General features: G+C 39.7%; 21 protein-coding genes and 2 pseudogenes. 5 read left to right on the forward strand and 18 right to left on the reverse strand.

Going from position 1 to position 15,669, the window contains the following annotated elements; all coding sequences use genetic code 11:
* Window positions 1–218 (forward strand): ogr/Delta-like zinc finger family protein (locus AAC155_RS05975; protein ID WP_113041401.1); only part of this gene is annotated, 218 nt, incomplete at its 5' end.
* A gap of 25 nt (window positions 219–243) precedes the next feature.
* Here AAC155_RS05975 and AAC155_RS05980 read toward each other — a convergent pair.
* The 8 genes and pseudogenes from AAC155_RS05980 to AAC155_RS06015 form a co-directional block, all read right to left on the reverse strand.
* The gene (locus AAC155_RS05980; RefSeq protein WP_113041402.1) at window positions 244–429 is read right to left on the reverse strand and encodes a hypothetical protein; all 186 of its coding nucleotides are present in this window, start codon (window positions 427–429) and stop codon (window positions 244–246) included.
* Window positions 430–514: 85 nt separating this feature from the next.
* Window positions 515–2,737, reverse strand: a complete 2,223-nt coding sequence (locus AAC155_RS05985) for a replication endonuclease (RefSeq protein WP_240002818.1) — start codon at window positions 2,735–2,737, stop codon at window positions 515–517.
* A 59-nt stretch (window positions 2,738–2,796) separates the two neighbouring features.
* Window positions 2,797–3,595: pseudogene (locus AAC155_RS05990) on the reverse strand (DNA cytosine methyltransferase).
* Between the two features lie 36 nt (window positions 3,596–3,631).
* A complete protein-coding gene (locus AAC155_RS05995; protein WP_146748062.1) occupies window positions 3,632–3,910 on the reverse strand; it encodes a DUF3850 domain-containing protein in 279 nt (92 codons plus the stop codon).
* A 44-nt stretch (window positions 3,911–3,954) separates the two neighbouring features.
* Complete coding sequence (locus AAC155_RS06000) at window positions 3,955–4,158, reverse strand: DUF2732 family protein (RefSeq protein ID WP_113041404.1); 204 nt, start codon at window positions 4,156–4,158, stop codon at window positions 3,955–3,957.
* 78 nt (window positions 4,159–4,236) lie between these two features.
* Window positions 4,237–4,590, reverse strand: a complete 354-nt coding sequence (locus tag AAC155_RS06005; RefSeq protein ID WP_113041405.1) for a DUF5347 family protein — start codon at window positions 4,588–4,590, stop codon at window positions 4,237–4,239.
* Between the two features lie 146 nt (window positions 4,591–4,736).
* A pseudogene (locus AAC155_RS06010) lies at window positions 4,737–5,247 on the reverse strand (phage regulatory CII family protein).
* Between the two features lie 66 nt (window positions 5,248–5,313).
* Window positions 5,314–5,499: a hypothetical protein gene (locus AAC155_RS06015; RefSeq protein ID WP_113041406.1), complete on the reverse strand. Its 186-nt coding sequence runs from the start codon at window positions 5,497–5,499 to the stop codon at window positions 5,314–5,316.
* 152 nt (window positions 5,500–5,651) lie between these two features.
* Between AAC155_RS06015 and AAC155_RS06020 the strand changes: the two genes are divergently transcribed.
* The 4 genes from AAC155_RS06020 to AAC155_RS06035 all read left to right on the forward strand — a co-directional run bounded on the left by AAC155_RS06020 (window position 5,652) and on the right by AAC155_RS06035 (window position 8,370).
* Window positions 5,652–6,212, forward strand: coding sequence for a phage repressor protein CI (locus AAC155_RS06020; protein WP_113041407.1), 561 nt, complete (start codon window positions 5,652–5,654; stop codon window positions 6,210–6,212).
* Window positions 6,212–7,237, forward strand: coding sequence for a site-specific integrase (locus AAC155_RS06025; RefSeq protein WP_113041408.1), 1,026 nt, complete (start codon window positions 6,212–6,214; stop codon window positions 7,235–7,237). The genes AAC155_RS06020 and AAC155_RS06025 overlap by 1 nt, the downstream gene beginning before the upstream one ends.
* A gap of 520 nt (window positions 7,238–7,757) precedes the next feature.
* A complete protein-coding gene (locus AAC155_RS06030) occupies window positions 7,758–7,943 on the forward strand; it encodes a helix-turn-helix transcriptional regulator (protein ID WP_046395821.1) in 186 nt (61 codons plus the stop codon).
* Between the two features lie 142 nt (window positions 7,944–8,085).
* Window positions 8,086–8,370: a SymE family type I addiction module toxin gene (locus AAC155_RS06035; RefSeq protein WP_113041409.1), complete on the forward strand. Its 285-nt coding sequence runs from the start codon at window positions 8,086–8,088 to the stop codon at window positions 8,368–8,370.
* 147 nt (window positions 8,371–8,517) lie between these two features.
* Here AAC155_RS06035 and AAC155_RS06040 read toward each other — a convergent pair whose 3' ends face one another.
* The 10 genes from AAC155_RS06040 to AAC155_RS06085 all read right to left on the reverse strand — a co-directional run bounded on the left by AAC155_RS06040 (window position 8,518) and on the right by AAC155_RS06085 (window position 15,647).
* Window positions 8,518–8,964 carry a tail fiber assembly protein gene (locus AAC155_RS06040; protein WP_113041410.1) on the reverse strand — a complete coding sequence of 149 codons (447 nt, stop codon included), beginning with the start codon at window positions 8,962–8,964 and terminating at the stop codon, window positions 8,518–8,520.
* The gene (locus tag AAC155_RS24395) at window positions 8,965–10,308 is read right to left on the reverse strand and encodes a phage tail protein (RefSeq protein WP_387491872.1); all 1,344 of its coding nucleotides are present in this window, start codon (window positions 10,306–10,308) and stop codon (window positions 8,965–8,967) included.
* Window positions 10,295–10,900, reverse strand: coding sequence for a DUF2612 domain-containing protein (locus tag AAC155_RS06050; RefSeq protein WP_036770749.1), 606 nt, complete (start codon window positions 10,898–10,900; stop codon window positions 10,295–10,297). Before AAC155_RS06050 ends, AAC155_RS24395 begins: the two co-directional genes overlap by 14 nt.
* On the reverse strand, window positions 10,901–12,142 hold the full coding sequence (locus tag AAC155_RS06055) for a baseplate J/gp47 family protein (protein WP_113041411.1): 1,242 nt from the start codon (window positions 12,140–12,142) through the stop codon (window positions 10,901–10,903).
* Window positions 12,142–12,498 (reverse strand): hypothetical protein, encoded by a 357-nt coding sequence (locus AAC155_RS06060; protein WP_046973718.1) that lies wholly within the window; start codon window positions 12,496–12,498, stop codon window positions 12,142–12,144. The genes AAC155_RS06055 and AAC155_RS06060 overlap by 1 nt, the downstream gene beginning before the upstream one ends.
* Before the next feature lie 98 nt (window positions 12,499–12,596).
* Window positions 12,597–12,770, reverse strand: coding sequence for a hypothetical protein (locus AAC155_RS06065; protein ID WP_158536502.1), 174 nt, complete (start codon window positions 12,768–12,770; stop codon window positions 12,597–12,599).
* 1,061 nt (window positions 12,771–13,831) lie between these two features.
* Window positions 13,832–14,218 carry a Fic/DOC family protein gene (locus AAC155_RS06070; RefSeq protein ID WP_205068533.1) on the reverse strand — a complete coding sequence of 129 codons (387 nt, stop codon included), beginning with the start codon at window positions 14,216–14,218 and terminating at the stop codon, window positions 13,832–13,834.
* A 50-nt stretch (window positions 14,219–14,268) separates the two neighbouring features.
* Window positions 14,269–14,541: a hypothetical protein gene (locus AAC155_RS06075; RefSeq protein ID WP_229015796.1), complete on the reverse strand. Its 273-nt coding sequence runs from the start codon at window positions 14,539–14,541 to the stop codon at window positions 14,269–14,271.
* A 7-nt stretch (window positions 14,542–14,548) separates the two neighbouring features.
* A complete protein-coding gene (locus AAC155_RS06080; RefSeq protein WP_113041413.1) occupies window positions 14,549–15,031 on the reverse strand; it encodes a YhfG family protein in 483 nt (160 codons plus the stop codon).
* Window positions 15,032–15,110: 79 nt separating this feature from the next.
* Window positions 15,111–15,647: a GNAT family N-acetyltransferase gene (locus AAC155_RS06085; RefSeq protein ID WP_113041414.1), complete on the reverse strand. Its 537-nt coding sequence runs from the start codon at window positions 15,645–15,647 to the stop codon at window positions 15,111–15,113.
* Window positions 15,648–15,669: the final 22 nt, after the last annotated feature.

Raw genomic sequence — 15,669 nt, forward strand, 5'->3', positions numbered from 1 at the left:
TTCGCAAGACGAATCGGAAGCACCGTGAAATTGCTGATCTGTACTGCGCGTGTTCCAGTGTTGAATGTGGTTATACATTTGTTATGAATTTGACGTTTTCGCACACGCTAAGTCCCAGTGCAAAAACAGGTGATCAACTGTTGCAGACCGTGATTAACAACCTCAACCCGCAACAGCGTCAAATGGCATTGGATTTATTGCAAACTAGCGCTGCCTAATTCAAGCTTTGAGCCAAGCCACTATCTAGCTAGTGGCTTTTTTAACTCTCACCCCATTTTCATCAAATTGCTTAATTAATTGAGTAGTCAATTCTGAACACCAAATAAGAGCTTGATAACGCTCATCATTACTGCAACCTCTATTAGTAGCCAAGCGTAACAGCAAATCAACTCGTTCCAATGAAATTGACTCAGCAAAAAAATCTACCATCCTCTTAATCCCACAATACTGTATTTTTATACAGTATATATAAATATAATTAACAAGTGAAGTAATTATGTTATGAAATAGTGTGTTATGTGACTTCTATCGTTTCTGATTCCATTTTCTTCAACATGTTCAGATAATGGCCTTTTGGGTCACGAATAATTTCATTAGTATCAATCTGGATACCCAATTTTTCACTTAACCTACTCATTATCATTTTTGTTGTTTCAGTATGCGTTTTTTTAACTTTATGTAGATGACCGAACATAGATAAACAATAACGCTGTCCATCTATGGTCATACTCCCCCCCTCCAGTAACGAACGTGCCAGCACATCACTCATCGCCAAACTCTGTAATTTTGCCGATTCATGAACTCGCTGTATTTTTTCCTTCTCACTCATTTGATGCCAACCGTAATAGAATTCATCTAAATACAGATCACTTCCTTGACTAACCGTATTTCGTGCCTCCGTACAGTTATTGACAGAACTCCTAGGCGGTGCGGGCGCACCGCTAAAACCAGCCTCCGCTGACGCTTCGGCTAACTTCGGCACAATCTTCCAGCTCTTGAACCGGGTTAAGATAGGGGTATCCATCCCCACCAAGGGCGAAAAGACACCCTTGATGCGGATCACATCCTCACCGTGGGTGTTAGTTTCCGGTTGTGTTTCATACCACAGACGCGCTACCAAATCGTCACGACGCACAAACGGGCCACCCTGTGCATTGATATAGTTTGCCCAGTCGCCGTTATCCGCCGCATCATGCACAATAGCAAATTCAACGCTTAATCCCATCGCAGTATCATGGTCTGCCATGCGGCGTAATTCACGGTAAACCGTCACGGGTGCACCACCCACAAACTGAAACTGACGGATATGCCAACGCGCCGCCCACGTGCTCGCAGCCACAGCAGCTTCTTTCATGGGGCGATCGCTTTCATCATCCAGCTCATCGTCCATAGCGTAGCCATCAATGTTTTTAGAAATGTACTTCGCCACATAACCCGTTGCTGATCCTTTTTCGGGATCAATCTTCTCGGCATGAAACCGGGCTTTCAGGGCTTTTTCAGTCCGCAGTTCGTGGCGATCCTCCTGCAAGGCATACTCACGGATAATATCGCACACCTGATCCGCTTGGTCTGGCTGCATAAAAAACAGCATATGCCAATGAGGTGTACCATCGTGATGGGGTTCAGCCACCCGGATACCAAAGATACGCAAATTATTACGATGGAGTTTGGCTCTGATTTTTGCCCAAAGACCGCTTAAATATTGTTGTGTATCTGCCGGACTGCATCCGTTCCACTTACGGTTACGGTGTCCGTGTCGGGTTGTGGCGTGGTATTTAGAGGGCGCGGTCAGTGTGTAAAACTCAGCCACATAGCCCAGTTCATTACAGATATTTTCAAATCCCCGGATACGCACCATCATTTCGGTACGACGGATCGCCGGGTTCGCCACACTGCCATAATATTTATCAATCAGGCTGACGCGGTTGCCCTCTTCATCTTCCAGTTCCATCGACTTGATAAATTCTTTCGTGCGGTGCTTCTGCTCTTTCCACTCAGAAATAGCCGTTTTGCTGGCGTAGATACTGGTCTTTTTGCTGACGCGATTGATTGAAATCTGCAAATGCTCACGCCATTCCGCCGCCAGACGGCGCAACCGTCCCAACCACCATTTATCTGAGGTCATGCGAGAAATGGCGGCAATAGCCTCCGTCTCACCAAAGAAGCGACCAGTCAGCTTAGCCCAGTAAGGCGCATCTTGACGATAGGCTTTCGTGATCGCTGCCGCCCTCATATACAAGACATGCGCCCGTTTCAGCGCTCCTTCTTCTGGCCTCTCTTCGGCGGCTGTCTCCAGCTTCTGAAAAACAAACTGAGAAATATCATTTGCCAGTAACTCGATATCTTCCCGTGACATATCAGGAATGCGGTTAAACCGCGCCATATAAAGCGCATTATCCGCCTCGATTTCCTGAATCTGGTAACGCTCGGTCACCAAATTGACCCTAGGTAAGATGTGGTCGACGAATGTCTTAGACAAAAAAGCCTCGGCGCGTTGCGTCCCTTGCTCTTTTTCTAAAACATTAACCCGGTACTGAACATCCAAACGGACAACAAAAGGTTGCTTTTTTAATAACTGCTGAACGTAAGCACGTTCTTTGATCACCTTTGCAATCGTCCGGTGCTCTTCTTCTTTCTGGTACTGTTCAGCATAAGTCGGGAACGGTCTGACTATCGACTGGATAGGTTTATCCCAAGGCAAAGAAACGCACGCAGCCAGAACTGCGCTGTGTGGCATCTCTGGCTGGAATTTGCTGTATTGGCGGCGCATTGGTGATTGTGCGCCGTTGTTATGTTCTACCGTATTAGCTTGCATTCTTTCTCGGATTCTATATATGCACTAATGAATGTTTCTGCGACCGGCGCAACGATGGCATTTCCATAGGCGCGGAGTCGTCCCACTCGATTGGCAATCCCATTAGCCAGCGGGAATGTGCCGGATTCAACTGGCCTTTGCTTTCCATCCCGACAAGAGATCCAGTCAGCATTTCGCCAGCTATTCCCTGCTCTGTTGCATAAGTCAGTTTGTTGAACATCCGATTTCTGCCATCTTTTCGGATGACCGTTGAACCACTCCCCCGATGATCGCTTGCTTGTTGGCGTTGGCCACCCAATAAAGTCGCTGTCTGATGTGCGGAGCACCGACGCCCGCAGCGCAAATATCAACCGCTGCTGAGGCGTAATTCGCTCCCGCCAGGTCAGTTTGTACAAGTTCGAGCCAACCGAGGCCGTCTTTGCTCGCAACTTGTTCACCAAACACAATGTCAGGTCTGCATTGCTCAATGAGATGGAAGAATGCAGGCCATAAGTGCCGCTCGTCAGTAAACCCAGTTCCTTTGCCTGCCGTACTGAAAGGCTGACACGGGCAGGAACCTGTCCAGACTGGTTTATCGTCCGACCATCCCACACGCCGGAGGGCATAACTCCAGACTCCAATTCCAGCGAAAAAATGGCATTGTGTGTAATTACAGAGTTCATCAGGTTTAATATCCTCTATTGAACGCTCATCAACATCACCTGGCGCTATATGACCAGCAGCAATTAAATTTCTCAGCCATTGAGCTGCATAGGGATCAATTTCGTTGTAATACGTCATATTAAATTATGAACTGCATTGAGATTTTTAATGGTTTTACTCATGGCTATTATTCCCATACTGAAAAAAATCAACGGGATTAATTCTTTCAAATCGCAATAAGGCATGGGATGTTTTTTCGGGGTCATCGTGGATTAGGATTATTTTTGACAGAAGATTTCTACCCGTGAACCGATTATTGTCATAATCATATTCACGAATAATTAAAACATCGCCAACGGTATATTTCACATTCAGCCAGCCACCGACGATATTAAATGAGACAGCGACATCAAAAAATGAAGTTCCTATCCTAATGGTATAAAGTTTTTCCATATCACACATTCCGATAATGTTTCTGTTGCAATTCAAAACCAGTTTCAAATGTAATTCCATTCCTGCGCCTGGCGGTCGATGTTCTCAGATTCACTTTTCAAAAGCGCAGCACTGACGGCATATTCCATTTTGTTTTTCAAAACATGTGCGGACAACTTTTCTAAACGGGATGAATACCAATCAGCATAATGTTTACGCTCATCCTCCCGAACCTGCTTGATTAACTTTTCAATATTTGTATATTCCATTCTTTATTTCCTGTTTTAAGATAAAAAGAATCCCTGACGTGTTGACGCCAATAAAATTAAATCGGTAATTTTTATTATTTAATTCGGTAATGATAAGTTATTTGGCAATAATGCACTCGCGGCCTTGATAAGATTTATTGCTCGTATCAAATTAGTCATTTCTTCACTAGTTAATTCACTCAATGCCAGCTCATGCTTATCGGTTGGTATACGTGCTATGTAGAAAATGGCAGCTAACACGCGTTTATTATCCACATAGTTTTCGCTACGTTTATCTCTCATCTCATTAATAAAGACACTTAACTCTTTATTATCAGATTTGAAATATTGTGCCCTGACTTGAGCAACTTTATTTAATCCATTAACCCGCGTTTCAAAAGATATTGAGAATGCACGTTGTTCGCTTGATTCAAATTGATATTCCGTGTTCATATAAGCCTCATCGAATCAGGAACAGAATAAAATAAGCAAAAGCACATAGAACGATTGGATAGATAAACCTATCTTTTTGAGGTTTAAATGATTCACCAGTCAATTTATATTGGTGTTCTTGTTGCTTTAATGCGTTCATGCTGACCTCACACTAACAATGCTCCAATACCTACAACAACATCAACCACCGAACTAGACGCAGGCATTAGAATGCAATCTTGATGAAATGGTAATACCCACTAAAGTTAATAGTCTGATCGCATTATTAACTGCCTTCTTAAACTCAGCCACACGGGTATGGTTGAAATGACCTCCTGAAACAACAGTGCTTGCCAATTTTCCCACTTCTGCCGTTGCACCTAACAAATAACTCGACATGTTGGAATCACAAATCTCATTCACCGGCACCGATGGTTGACACTGCAATTGCTCCAGTAATCCATCCAAAATAGATGCATCTTGCGTTGCATCGGTTAACTTCATCAAGTCAACACAAGTCAGCATATGGGGCTGCTCAGGGTTCAGCTTGTTGCGCAGCATTTGCGGATTCATTCCGATAACTCCCGAAATTTGAGCTAAGTTGCCCCTATGAGCGTTGGCGAATACCCAGCAAGCATGATCAAAGTGTACTTGTTTGAAAACTTGATAATCAAACATTGTTATTTACCTTTTTATTCACATAATGTGAACGTTAAGACCAAACGAGAACGATTATTGGGAAACCTAATCCTTACACCAATCCCACCAATCAATGAAAACACGCTCATTTGATTTTTTCTTAGGCTTAATTTTTAGCCTACCAGTAGCAACATAATATTTAGCCGTTCTCTTGCAAACGCCTGATAATTCACAAAATCTATCATACGTAACCCAACGTGATTGAGCTTGTATTGAATTAACAATCTGCATAGTACATATTCTCCTTTTGTGTTCCATGTTCTAAACTTTTTGTGATTGTATTACCTTGCACTTCAAAGTACTACATTGAAGTACCTTACAGCTGAGATATTACGATCGCCATATAAGTACGTAAACTAAAAAAGTCCGCCTTTGGTGAAAAAATGCAACAGTACGCAAATGCAAGAGAAACGATAGATAGAATCTGTTTGGCATATAAGTTTAAATCATATAGCCAATTGGCTAATTATTTGTCGATCAGCAAGGGATCTTTAGGGAATCGTATAACAAGAGATAATTTTCCTTACGATATCGTCTTACGGTGTGCCTTAGAAACTGGAGCTTCCATTGAGTGGCTTTCATTTGGTATAGGAAACATGAACAGCACCATAGCTGAAACAGTGAAATTAACCACATTCGAGCTCGTTGATGAAAAACTCCAACAATCTAGTTCCCTCACCTTTGATAAAGACATCCTTCCTAAAAACTATGGTGATATTGAAGCAATCAAGTATGGCGAAAATATTTATTTCATTGATAGAAAACAAAAAAATACCAATGATGGAAAATGGTTAATCGAATTCTCAGGAAAATATCAATTCAAGGAATTGGAATTGATCCCCGGCAATAAAATACGTATGGATGGCGGTAAATATCCTATCGACTGCGATATAGATGATATTACTGTCCTAGGTAAAGTTATTTCTATTTATACGGCCTTATAATGTCTATCAAAAAAATTGATTCTGGTGAATGGCTCTGTGATCTACGGCCCAATGGCGTGAAGGGTAAACGTATTCGTAAGAAATTTGCAACTAAAGGCGAAGCTGTTGCTTATGAGCGTTATATCTTGGGTGAAATGGAAGATAAACCCTGGATAGCAGAGAAAGAAGATAACAGAAAACTATCTGAGTTAATTTCACTCTGGCATTCACTCTATGGCCGAACATTAGCAGACCCCGCCAGATTACTGTCAAAACTGACAGCCATCTGTAATGGGCTAGGTGATCCTACGGCTAATCAGCTTACTGCCGCTGACTTTAGTAAATACAGAGAACAGCGGTTAATGGGTTTATTACCTGATTCAAAAGGTAGAATCATGGCAGTGAAACCAATCACAGTAAACCTTGAACACCGTAATTTATCGTCTGTCTTTGGTACTCTAAGAAAACTTGGGCATATTAGCTATCCTAACCCATTATCAGGTTTGCCAACATTCAAGATTCAAGAAAATGAACTGGCCTTTTTATATCCTGATGAAATTATCTATTTACTGGATGCCTGCAAGGAATCCAAAAGCAAAGACTTACTTTTAATTACCAAAATCTGTTTAGCTACAGGTGCACGCTGGAGCGAAGCGGAAGAATTAGAAGGTAATCAAGTAACCCCGCATCGAATTACATTTATCAAAACTAAAGGCAAACGTAACAGAACCGTACCTATTTCCGAATCACTATATAATCAGATTCCCAAGAAACGAGGTAAATTATTTACCCCATGCCGCAAATCTTTTGAACGGGCGGTAAAACGAGCGGGAATTGACTTACCAGAAGGTCAATGTACTCACGTCTTACGGCACACATTCGCCAGTCATTTTATGATGAACGGAGGCAACATATTGGTATTGCAACGAATTCTAGGCCATACAGACATCAAAATGACTATGATTTATGCGCACTTCTCCCCTGATCATTTAGAAGATGCAATAACAAAGAATCCTCTTACACAATTGGAGTTAGAGAACCAATAAGATCCACATTGTGTCCACTCAGCTCAAAAATCAGTGTTCTGAATTGTTTCTTATTGCACAGTAATATATTGAAAAATAACATAATTATATGTTTTATATATATCTATAGGAAACTGTAGGAATTTCGGACGCGGGTTCAACTCCCGCCAGCTCCACCAATTTAGTAAGGACAGTGACAGGACAACAGCTTTAAAAACAGTAAGTTAGCAAAGTTGATTGGACACTGACCGGACAACGAAGGGACACAAAAGGATACGCAAAGGAGCCGCGGAGCTTTTGGAAAAACCAACCACAATTAGGTTGGTTTTTTTATGTCTATAGCATAGTAACTACCTCTATTTTATAATGCATAGTGCAAAATAAAATGCCTCACCAGATCTCTGCCTCATAGGGCATTATTCATAAATCCAGCACTTGATACCGTCAGTTTTTGCGGTCATTTTATTTACTAATGTCACCCTACCGGCGAAATGGCTATACTATGATGTGTCAATAAATAGTTTATATTTGTGGAGTAATTTTGAAACGTATACCGCCAGAATTGTTTAAGTCTGAAATGAAACGAAAAGGCTGGACGCGCCGCGAACTGGCTATACGGTGGGGCAAATCAGAAACATGGATCAGCAAAATAGTGAATAATATAGAACGGGATCAACACTGGAATGACGCCCTCAATGGACTGCCTGAAAACGAAAAGCCCAGATAAACTATAGGTCACATTTTTATTGCATAAAAGTGACCTATAGTTCATAATTCGACATTGAGAGACTATTTTCACTGACGCAGAGCTACCGGGCTGGCACCCGATAACCCTGCTTACCACAACTAACTATACGAGGTAGTTAATTATGGCTAAACGCGATAATAAAACAATTCAGCGAATTTCCCAAGCTGAACGTTTTGGCAAGGTAGCTAAAAACGGCATTTCTTTAAAAGGAAAATGGTTACAGGAGGCGGGATTTACCTTCGGAATGCCACTAAAAATCCGGGTGATGCCGGACTGTATTGTTATTACCACCCAGAACACCCAGGAACTCTGGCAATGCCTGGAAGGACTGAGTATTGAGCCATTTAACCCCAATGCTGCTATTGACTGGATTAAGTATTATCCTGGTGGGTTGATGATTATCTAATAGATTAAAGCATAAATGGACTACACCTTTAAATGTTGGATGGTTATCCAACATTTAAAGGGCGATTCAGTCAGAGTAGTGCAAAAAAGCCATTTTTGATTAGACTTATCTAACTATTGGGGGTCGGTTCAATTGGCCCTGATTCCATTATTCTAAGGGTTTTTCGGGCCAGTTAATATCTGACGCTGAATTAACATCAACACGGTTCAATAATACTCTATATTTTTTTAACTCTGCTAACAGCGATTTTTCCTCATCACTCGACATCCCCAAATCTACAGCATCTTGTAACGGAGCGATCTGTTTACTTACAGTGAACATAAGTTGCTGTTTCTTATGTTCTGCTTGTTGCTGCTGTTCCCGTCTAAGCTTTATTTTATCACTTTCTGATATTATCCACTTTTCACTATCCCATTTGTGATAAACAGACGGTGCTTGCTTTGTAAGAATTGGATAACCCTCTTTACCTCTGACGATAGCAAAGCCGCGTGATTGACCGTCAAGCAATTCATTGTGTTTTTCTACTGTTATTTCAACACACTCTTCATGAGCTTCATTATAAAAAGCACATTCTTTTCTGGAAAAATAGACCATTTATACCCCCCAAAATAATATATGTACAACTTTGCCTGGGTTCTCATTATTGTTGGGAGTACCTACTTGATATTCAAATGTCGATAATGTTGCATTACGTACTAATGTGTGACCAGTTGATGTATTTATACTCGACATGCTTGCAGTATAACCAAAAAACTTATTTTTAAAAGAAATTGGATAATTTACTTTTATCCATGATTGCTGACCTGATGCAACCTTAACCCATTGAATAATAATCCCCGTATCTCCACATTGCCACCAGCCATTTTCGGATTTTATGGCTGCATTTTGTAATGCAAGAGTACCACTTCTCTCAGGTATTAATATATTGTAACGCCGCTGATTCCTGGTATCGTTAGAATAGATATGCAACAATTTCCCTTCTGAACCGTTAATCCCCAATACATACCCATCTTTCGATTTGAAACGCAATTCAGGAAATGGCGTTTTACTATCAATCAGTAAACTGCCAATTGTTGCGGTTTTATCGCTAGAAATGCGCAAGAAAGTATTATCGCTCTCAGATTTAGCATAACTTCCCACATCCCCAGCATTCAAACTAATATCCCCGGCCAACAGCTTCCCGTTAATTTTCCGGCTATTCGGCACCGCCCCTTTAGCCAACTCCATCGTTTCCGATAAACCGATATTTTTTACAAATTCAGTTTTATTGAAGATGTCAGCGCCATTTTGATTTTTAGCGAGCTTATTATTGGCATTATCATTCACATCAGAAACAAGTTTCTGAGTTGCTGCAAGGGTATTACTGTTACCTGTCTTGTCTGTAAGTTGGGTGATGCCTTTTTCTGTGAGTGTGGCGTCAGGAATAAAATCTTGAGTTGCAATCTCTCCCAGTCCCAAATTATTACGCGCTGTCGCTTTGTTATTAATATCAGATAAGTTATTAGCTTTCTGTAGAAATAACCCATTAGGATCTGCTAGTAGATTTTTCCAACCGGAAACTGATGTACTATCCGGATCTGTATTGTTATCTTCTACCCCATTCCACCAAATTTTACTTCCATCAAAACTGGCAACAATGGCTCCTTTAGGATAACCATCAATGGCAGCACTAAAGTCAGCATTATACGAATACAAGCCACCAGACATTGAATAACGTATTGCGGTAGTAATATCATTCAATATCCCGTTCATATCCTTGCCAGATGGAGGAATTCCACCAGCAGATATTGCTGTCATCGTTAACGGGGGAAAACCGCTCAGATACGTAGCTACGCCTTTTGCCAAGCTGCTTTCAGTTGATTTTGTTGCAATCTCGTTATAGTCTCCGGCGCTCGCAAACGGAACAGCAATAAGATTAGGTTTTTCAGTTGATTTCATTTGTTGGTATCCTTTGAACGATTGCGACACTGACACCAACCGGGTAAGGCAGTGCTCCCGATGTTTGAACAATTGCTAATTCTGCTGTTGATAGCTGAAATTCAAATACATAACTCATCTTCATATTTCCATCATCAGTGATATATGCACGTCCACTATCGCTAAACATATAAACAAGCATTCTGTTGATGTTTGGTATAGTACAGTCAGATATATTTGACATGGCTTTCATCATAATTAGCTTTCGGTACATCTGATCTGATAGCTCAATAGTTTTTGTTTTTGACTCCCCGGAATAAAATGGTGCTTGGTCAAATGGATTTGGATCTGTCGTTGTCGGAACATTCAGTAAAGCTTCACCAAAACCTATATATTTTACATTTTCATTAACAGTAAGCCGCCTGCTGACATTCACTATTTTTCCCCACACATCCAGTCCGTAAGTATTTGCTGTGTCAATGTTCCAAATCAGATCGTAAAATGTATTAATAAATTCAGCAGAGGAAACAGCGGCATTGAAGCTTCGAATAAGTGAGTTGAGTTTTGGACTAGCGGCATACTGAGCAAGAATAGTTGCTCCCACATTTTCCATTTATGAACCTACTAATTTCACAGATATATTATCAACGTCAAGCGTTGGGATTTCATCAATACCAAAACTAATTGATGTTGAATAAGTAATACCGTCACGGCTAAGCGTAATATTGTAAATATCAACACTCGATGTATCTATGTTATAAACGCCTGAATAATATCTACCAGCAAATAATGTAGATGCTATTCTTGCTCGCGTTCCACCGTCTTCTCCGTTAAATGCTTGCGCTATAGCTGACTTAACCTGTGTTTCAATATCAGCAGGAAGGTAATCGCTATTCGCAAGTGAGACGTCAACATAGACACGAATGGGCGCGGGTATCACATATTTAATTTCATATTCGGGGTAAGGCTGAACATAGTTTTCATCATCCACAATTGTGTGAGTTGTATTTCCGTTCGTAGGAATACCTGGAGGCTTTTTCTTCCAGATTGCTCTAGCGACATCCTCAGTTTTTCCCCCATACACAGCACTATAAATAGAGTTCGGCGCTATTCTGTATTTTGATACCCCGACCGTTTTTACTACCGAAGTATCATTTGAAATAACGTATGCGTCTGCCACGCCATTTACTTCTAATACTGCGGCATAAATGGCATGTAATGAGTTTGTCGCATTTTTAGCAACAGATTGTTTACGACGATACTCAAAATTAGCGCGGGTTTCCTCATCTGCGCCAGGTACGCCAGCATTCGCATTACTGATACCAGACCAGCCGGGCGCCGAGCTATAAATCGTGTTCAAGTCATCAATTTGGCATGCTAACGGCCCTGATGTTGAGTTTTGGAAAACAACATCAACAGAGCCGCTGCCCGGGATCTTAACCTCTGTTAGTGAATGATAAAGATACCCTTTTTTATCTTGAGCAATACTACCAATTGGAATAACTGTATTAACTAACCCAGTGCATGTTGCTGTTACCGTTGTTCCCGATGCTGGAATTCGATCTAAAAAATAAATTCGTCCGATAGCATCTTGAAAACGTCCGGTTGCATAATCCGGATTAATTTGATTGACGATAGCAAGTAACTGATCGTTCTTGTCAGCAATGATAGCCGCATCACTCATGGCTATTTGACCTTGCGGTGTTGTTAAGCTCGTACTCATTGCACCACCCATTGCTGTAGCCAAATCATTTAGCCGCCCATTTAAAATATCAACCTCGTCGGGCACAGTTAGACCCGTCTTTGTAAAGGTTACACCTGGAACACTTGTTGTCAGTACTACAGAGTTAGTCATCAGAAATTTACCACCGTTGATTGATTGTTCATGTCCGTTATTGTCATCATGCCCGCAATAGTTCTCTCCTTTCCATTTATAACTTTACAAGTGGCAGACTGAACATAAGGTAACTTCATTGCTTCTTGTTGCATTTTGCTGTTGATTAGCTGAGTTCCCGGCCAATATCCCAAAATTCGCTGGTAATAAGGAATACCCAATGCTGTGTCATACCAGCACTCACCCAGATATGTACTACAGGCACAAGCGACATCCTGCGCTACAGAATAGGGATTATCAGTAATGGCGATATTTCCAGAATCATCTAACGTTAAATCCCATGACTCGGTATCAAGAAGAAATGAACGAGTTTGCATTTTCGATTCCTATGGAAATAAAAAAACCGCAATTAAGCGGTGTAGATATGAAAAAACCCGCACTGTAGGCAGGTTTATTGATGACTACTCAAAAAATTTTAAGCAGCTTGGTGATGATTCTTACGCTTTCCCTGAAGCTCAACTTTTGGCTTATGCTCAAACATTTTTGGGGCAGCTTTTATCAACAAGTCAATAGCCCCACCCACAGCAGTATACACCTGCTGCGTATCAAATTTTTTGATATCTTTAATGGCTGCTTTCTGCTTTGACATAATGACTCCTAAGAGATTTTCTCTCCAAGAGCTTTGAGCTCATAAGGGGTGTTCACATTTATCACCAAACATATTATTAATGATAACACTAAAATTACAGTTTTTTATTTCTTCAGGAATATAATTTTTAAATAAAAAAACAAACCATATAACACCAGTTTTATTGACACATTCTAATATTAGAAAATCGTCATGCTCTTTTATCATCAATGAGTCAAATCTGACATATTTATCTCCGTTGAACAACCCCATATCAAAACCATATTTTTTATTTTCATACGTAATATCAATAGGTATTTTAATGTCTGGAAACTTTATAAAGTTTTCATTAATTAAAAATTTAGCGCCTTTGATTTTTTTAGTATCGCATATTCAAGCATAACAACCCTAGCCTACTTATTGGTAAAGAAAAATAATTTTATAGTATGATCTTAATTAAATTAAATAAGTCAGTTAAAACAAACACTAAAGCGTATATTATTTCTACTCAAAATACCAGCAGCTAAAAAATCATTAAAGTCCATACTTAACTTCAACAGATTTTCAACAATACAACAAAAAATTATACGAAAAGAGAACTTATTACCTATTCTTGAACAATAATTAGTAGCTAGGATAAATTATTTTACTCTACATAATCCCCTGATGAGGTACCAACCATGAAAAAGCTATCAATTTGTTTTTTAGTATTGAGCATTACCGCTTTCTCGCCTAACTTCGCGTCGGCAAATTTATGTTATTACAATGAGAAATCTCTGAGTAAATGCGCTAAGACATGTACGCCAGTAATGATTATTAGCCTTTTCTTTTGGACAATTTGCCTTTAAATCAATTGATAATAATATATTTAATAACAAAGTGACAAGGATAGTTTTGTTCTTGTCGCTTTCATTGTACGGTTCTATTTATTTTATATTTTTTAAACCGTCAATCACTTTAAATAAATTCAATCAAAATTAAGTGGAATGCTTAATCGGCAAGCTCATAAGTTGAAATCACCAGAAATCTTAGATAAAAAATACCAGTAAATAATTTATTATATCATCTCAAAATTATATAATTTAAGAGACACAATTTTCAAAAATCCTTATTAATGGCTGATAGTTACATTGATAAGCAGAAATATTAGCTTCAATCCACTGTTTAGCATCTATAGATTCAAAAGAGATTTTATATCCACAGTTTATAACAATATATTCAAATAATAGTCGCTGTGTTCGCCCATTTCCTTCTCTAAAAGGATGAATCACATTTAATTCTGCATAATATTCAGCAAGTTTTCTAATAAGTTTCTGATAGTTTAATCCTACAAGATAATGTTCATTCTCTAGCATATCAAATATCCTATTCCCTTCTATCTCAATACATTTAGCATGACAGAAGCGGGTATCCCCTTTAGATTTATCAATTATCCTTAGCTGACCAGCCCAATCATATATACCTGTCATCTTTCAAGTTGCCACTTTGTTGGCTGCACTCACTCACCCCGGTCACATAGTTATCTATGCTCCCGGGGATTCGCTCCCTTGCCGCCGCGATCCATCTTGAAATCCATAGGGTATAAATCAGAAAATATCTGTTTATGGAGTTGACGCCAAAAGAGCAAATGGTAAGGTGGTTCCTGGAATGAAATATTCAATATAGCAAGTTCAGTGAGTTCCCTTTCTGCCTGCTCAAGAACAACAGGATCACGAATAGCTAATTTATTGATAAGTGTATCTATGCCCGGATATGTATAGGGATCTTGCCCTGTTCCATATTTATCTACCATAACTACCTCATTGTAAACTATATTTTCTAATTAGTTTATCTTTAAGATTTTTTTGCTCTTTCGGTGTTTCAGGCAAACTATTCGTAACAATATTCATCCCTTCAAGACGCATACTATCTCTATAGTTTTTTAATTTCACACGGTCAAAATAATGTTTTTTTTCACTATAAGTTGTCATTATTGTTTTTCTATTCTTTTGGCTTCTAATATCTTTCTCTTGCTGACGGGAATATTTAAACTTAGCCAGATCCAAATCGCTCAATTTACAGTTAATTGCCTGACCACTTTCAAATATTCCCCAAGAAATAACTTCAAAATAACTGATCTTCCCATTTCTAATACGGTTAATCTTTACCTCTAAGTCTTGTTGCAATATTTGCAAAACCTGTTGCACCTTACGTTCAGATATCCCTGTCGCTTCTACAATTGAACGGGTATTAGGATGATCTAGTTTAGTCAAGGCCGCCATAACAGCTAATTCATATTTCATTTGAATTTCCAAGATACAATCTATGCAACAATAGTATAAAACATCAAAGTAACGAAAACCAGAAAAGAGAATAGCGCTATTATTGACGAATCCGGTAAAGCACATGTTCATGAAGCGGATGCCCATTCGGTAATGAAGGATGCAAGAAAGTATTTTCATCTTTCACCATGTCAAGCCGCTTCATAACTTTTTGAGATCGCAAATTGGAAATTGTCGTAAATGCAACTATTTCCTCAAGTTTTAATTGGGTGAAAGCAAAATCCAATGCTTTACGTGCGGCTTCACTAGCGTAACCTTTACCCCAAAATGGCTTATCAAGACGCCATCCAATTTCGATACAAGGTGAAAACGGTAATTCCGCCACAGGAATATTCAAACCGACAAAACCAATAAAATCCCCGGTCTCTTTCAGCTCTACAGCCCATAATCCCCAACCACCCTGCTGCTCAAATCTTTGGATAATCCTATCCACCATAGTATTACTCTGTTCCACCGTCAAAGTGGCAGGAAAATATTCCATAACTTCTGCGTTACTATTCAAATGATAAAATGGTAATCTGTCCTCTTCTCTCCATGAACGCATAATTAATCTGTCTGTTTCCAACACCACAACCATATTCTTCTCCTCCCAATATTAA

Source organism: Photorhabdus sp. HUG-39, assembly GCF_963878365.1.
Lineage (GTDB): Bacteria > Pseudomonadota > Gammaproteobacteria > Enterobacterales > Enterobacteriaceae > Photorhabdus > Photorhabdus kayaii.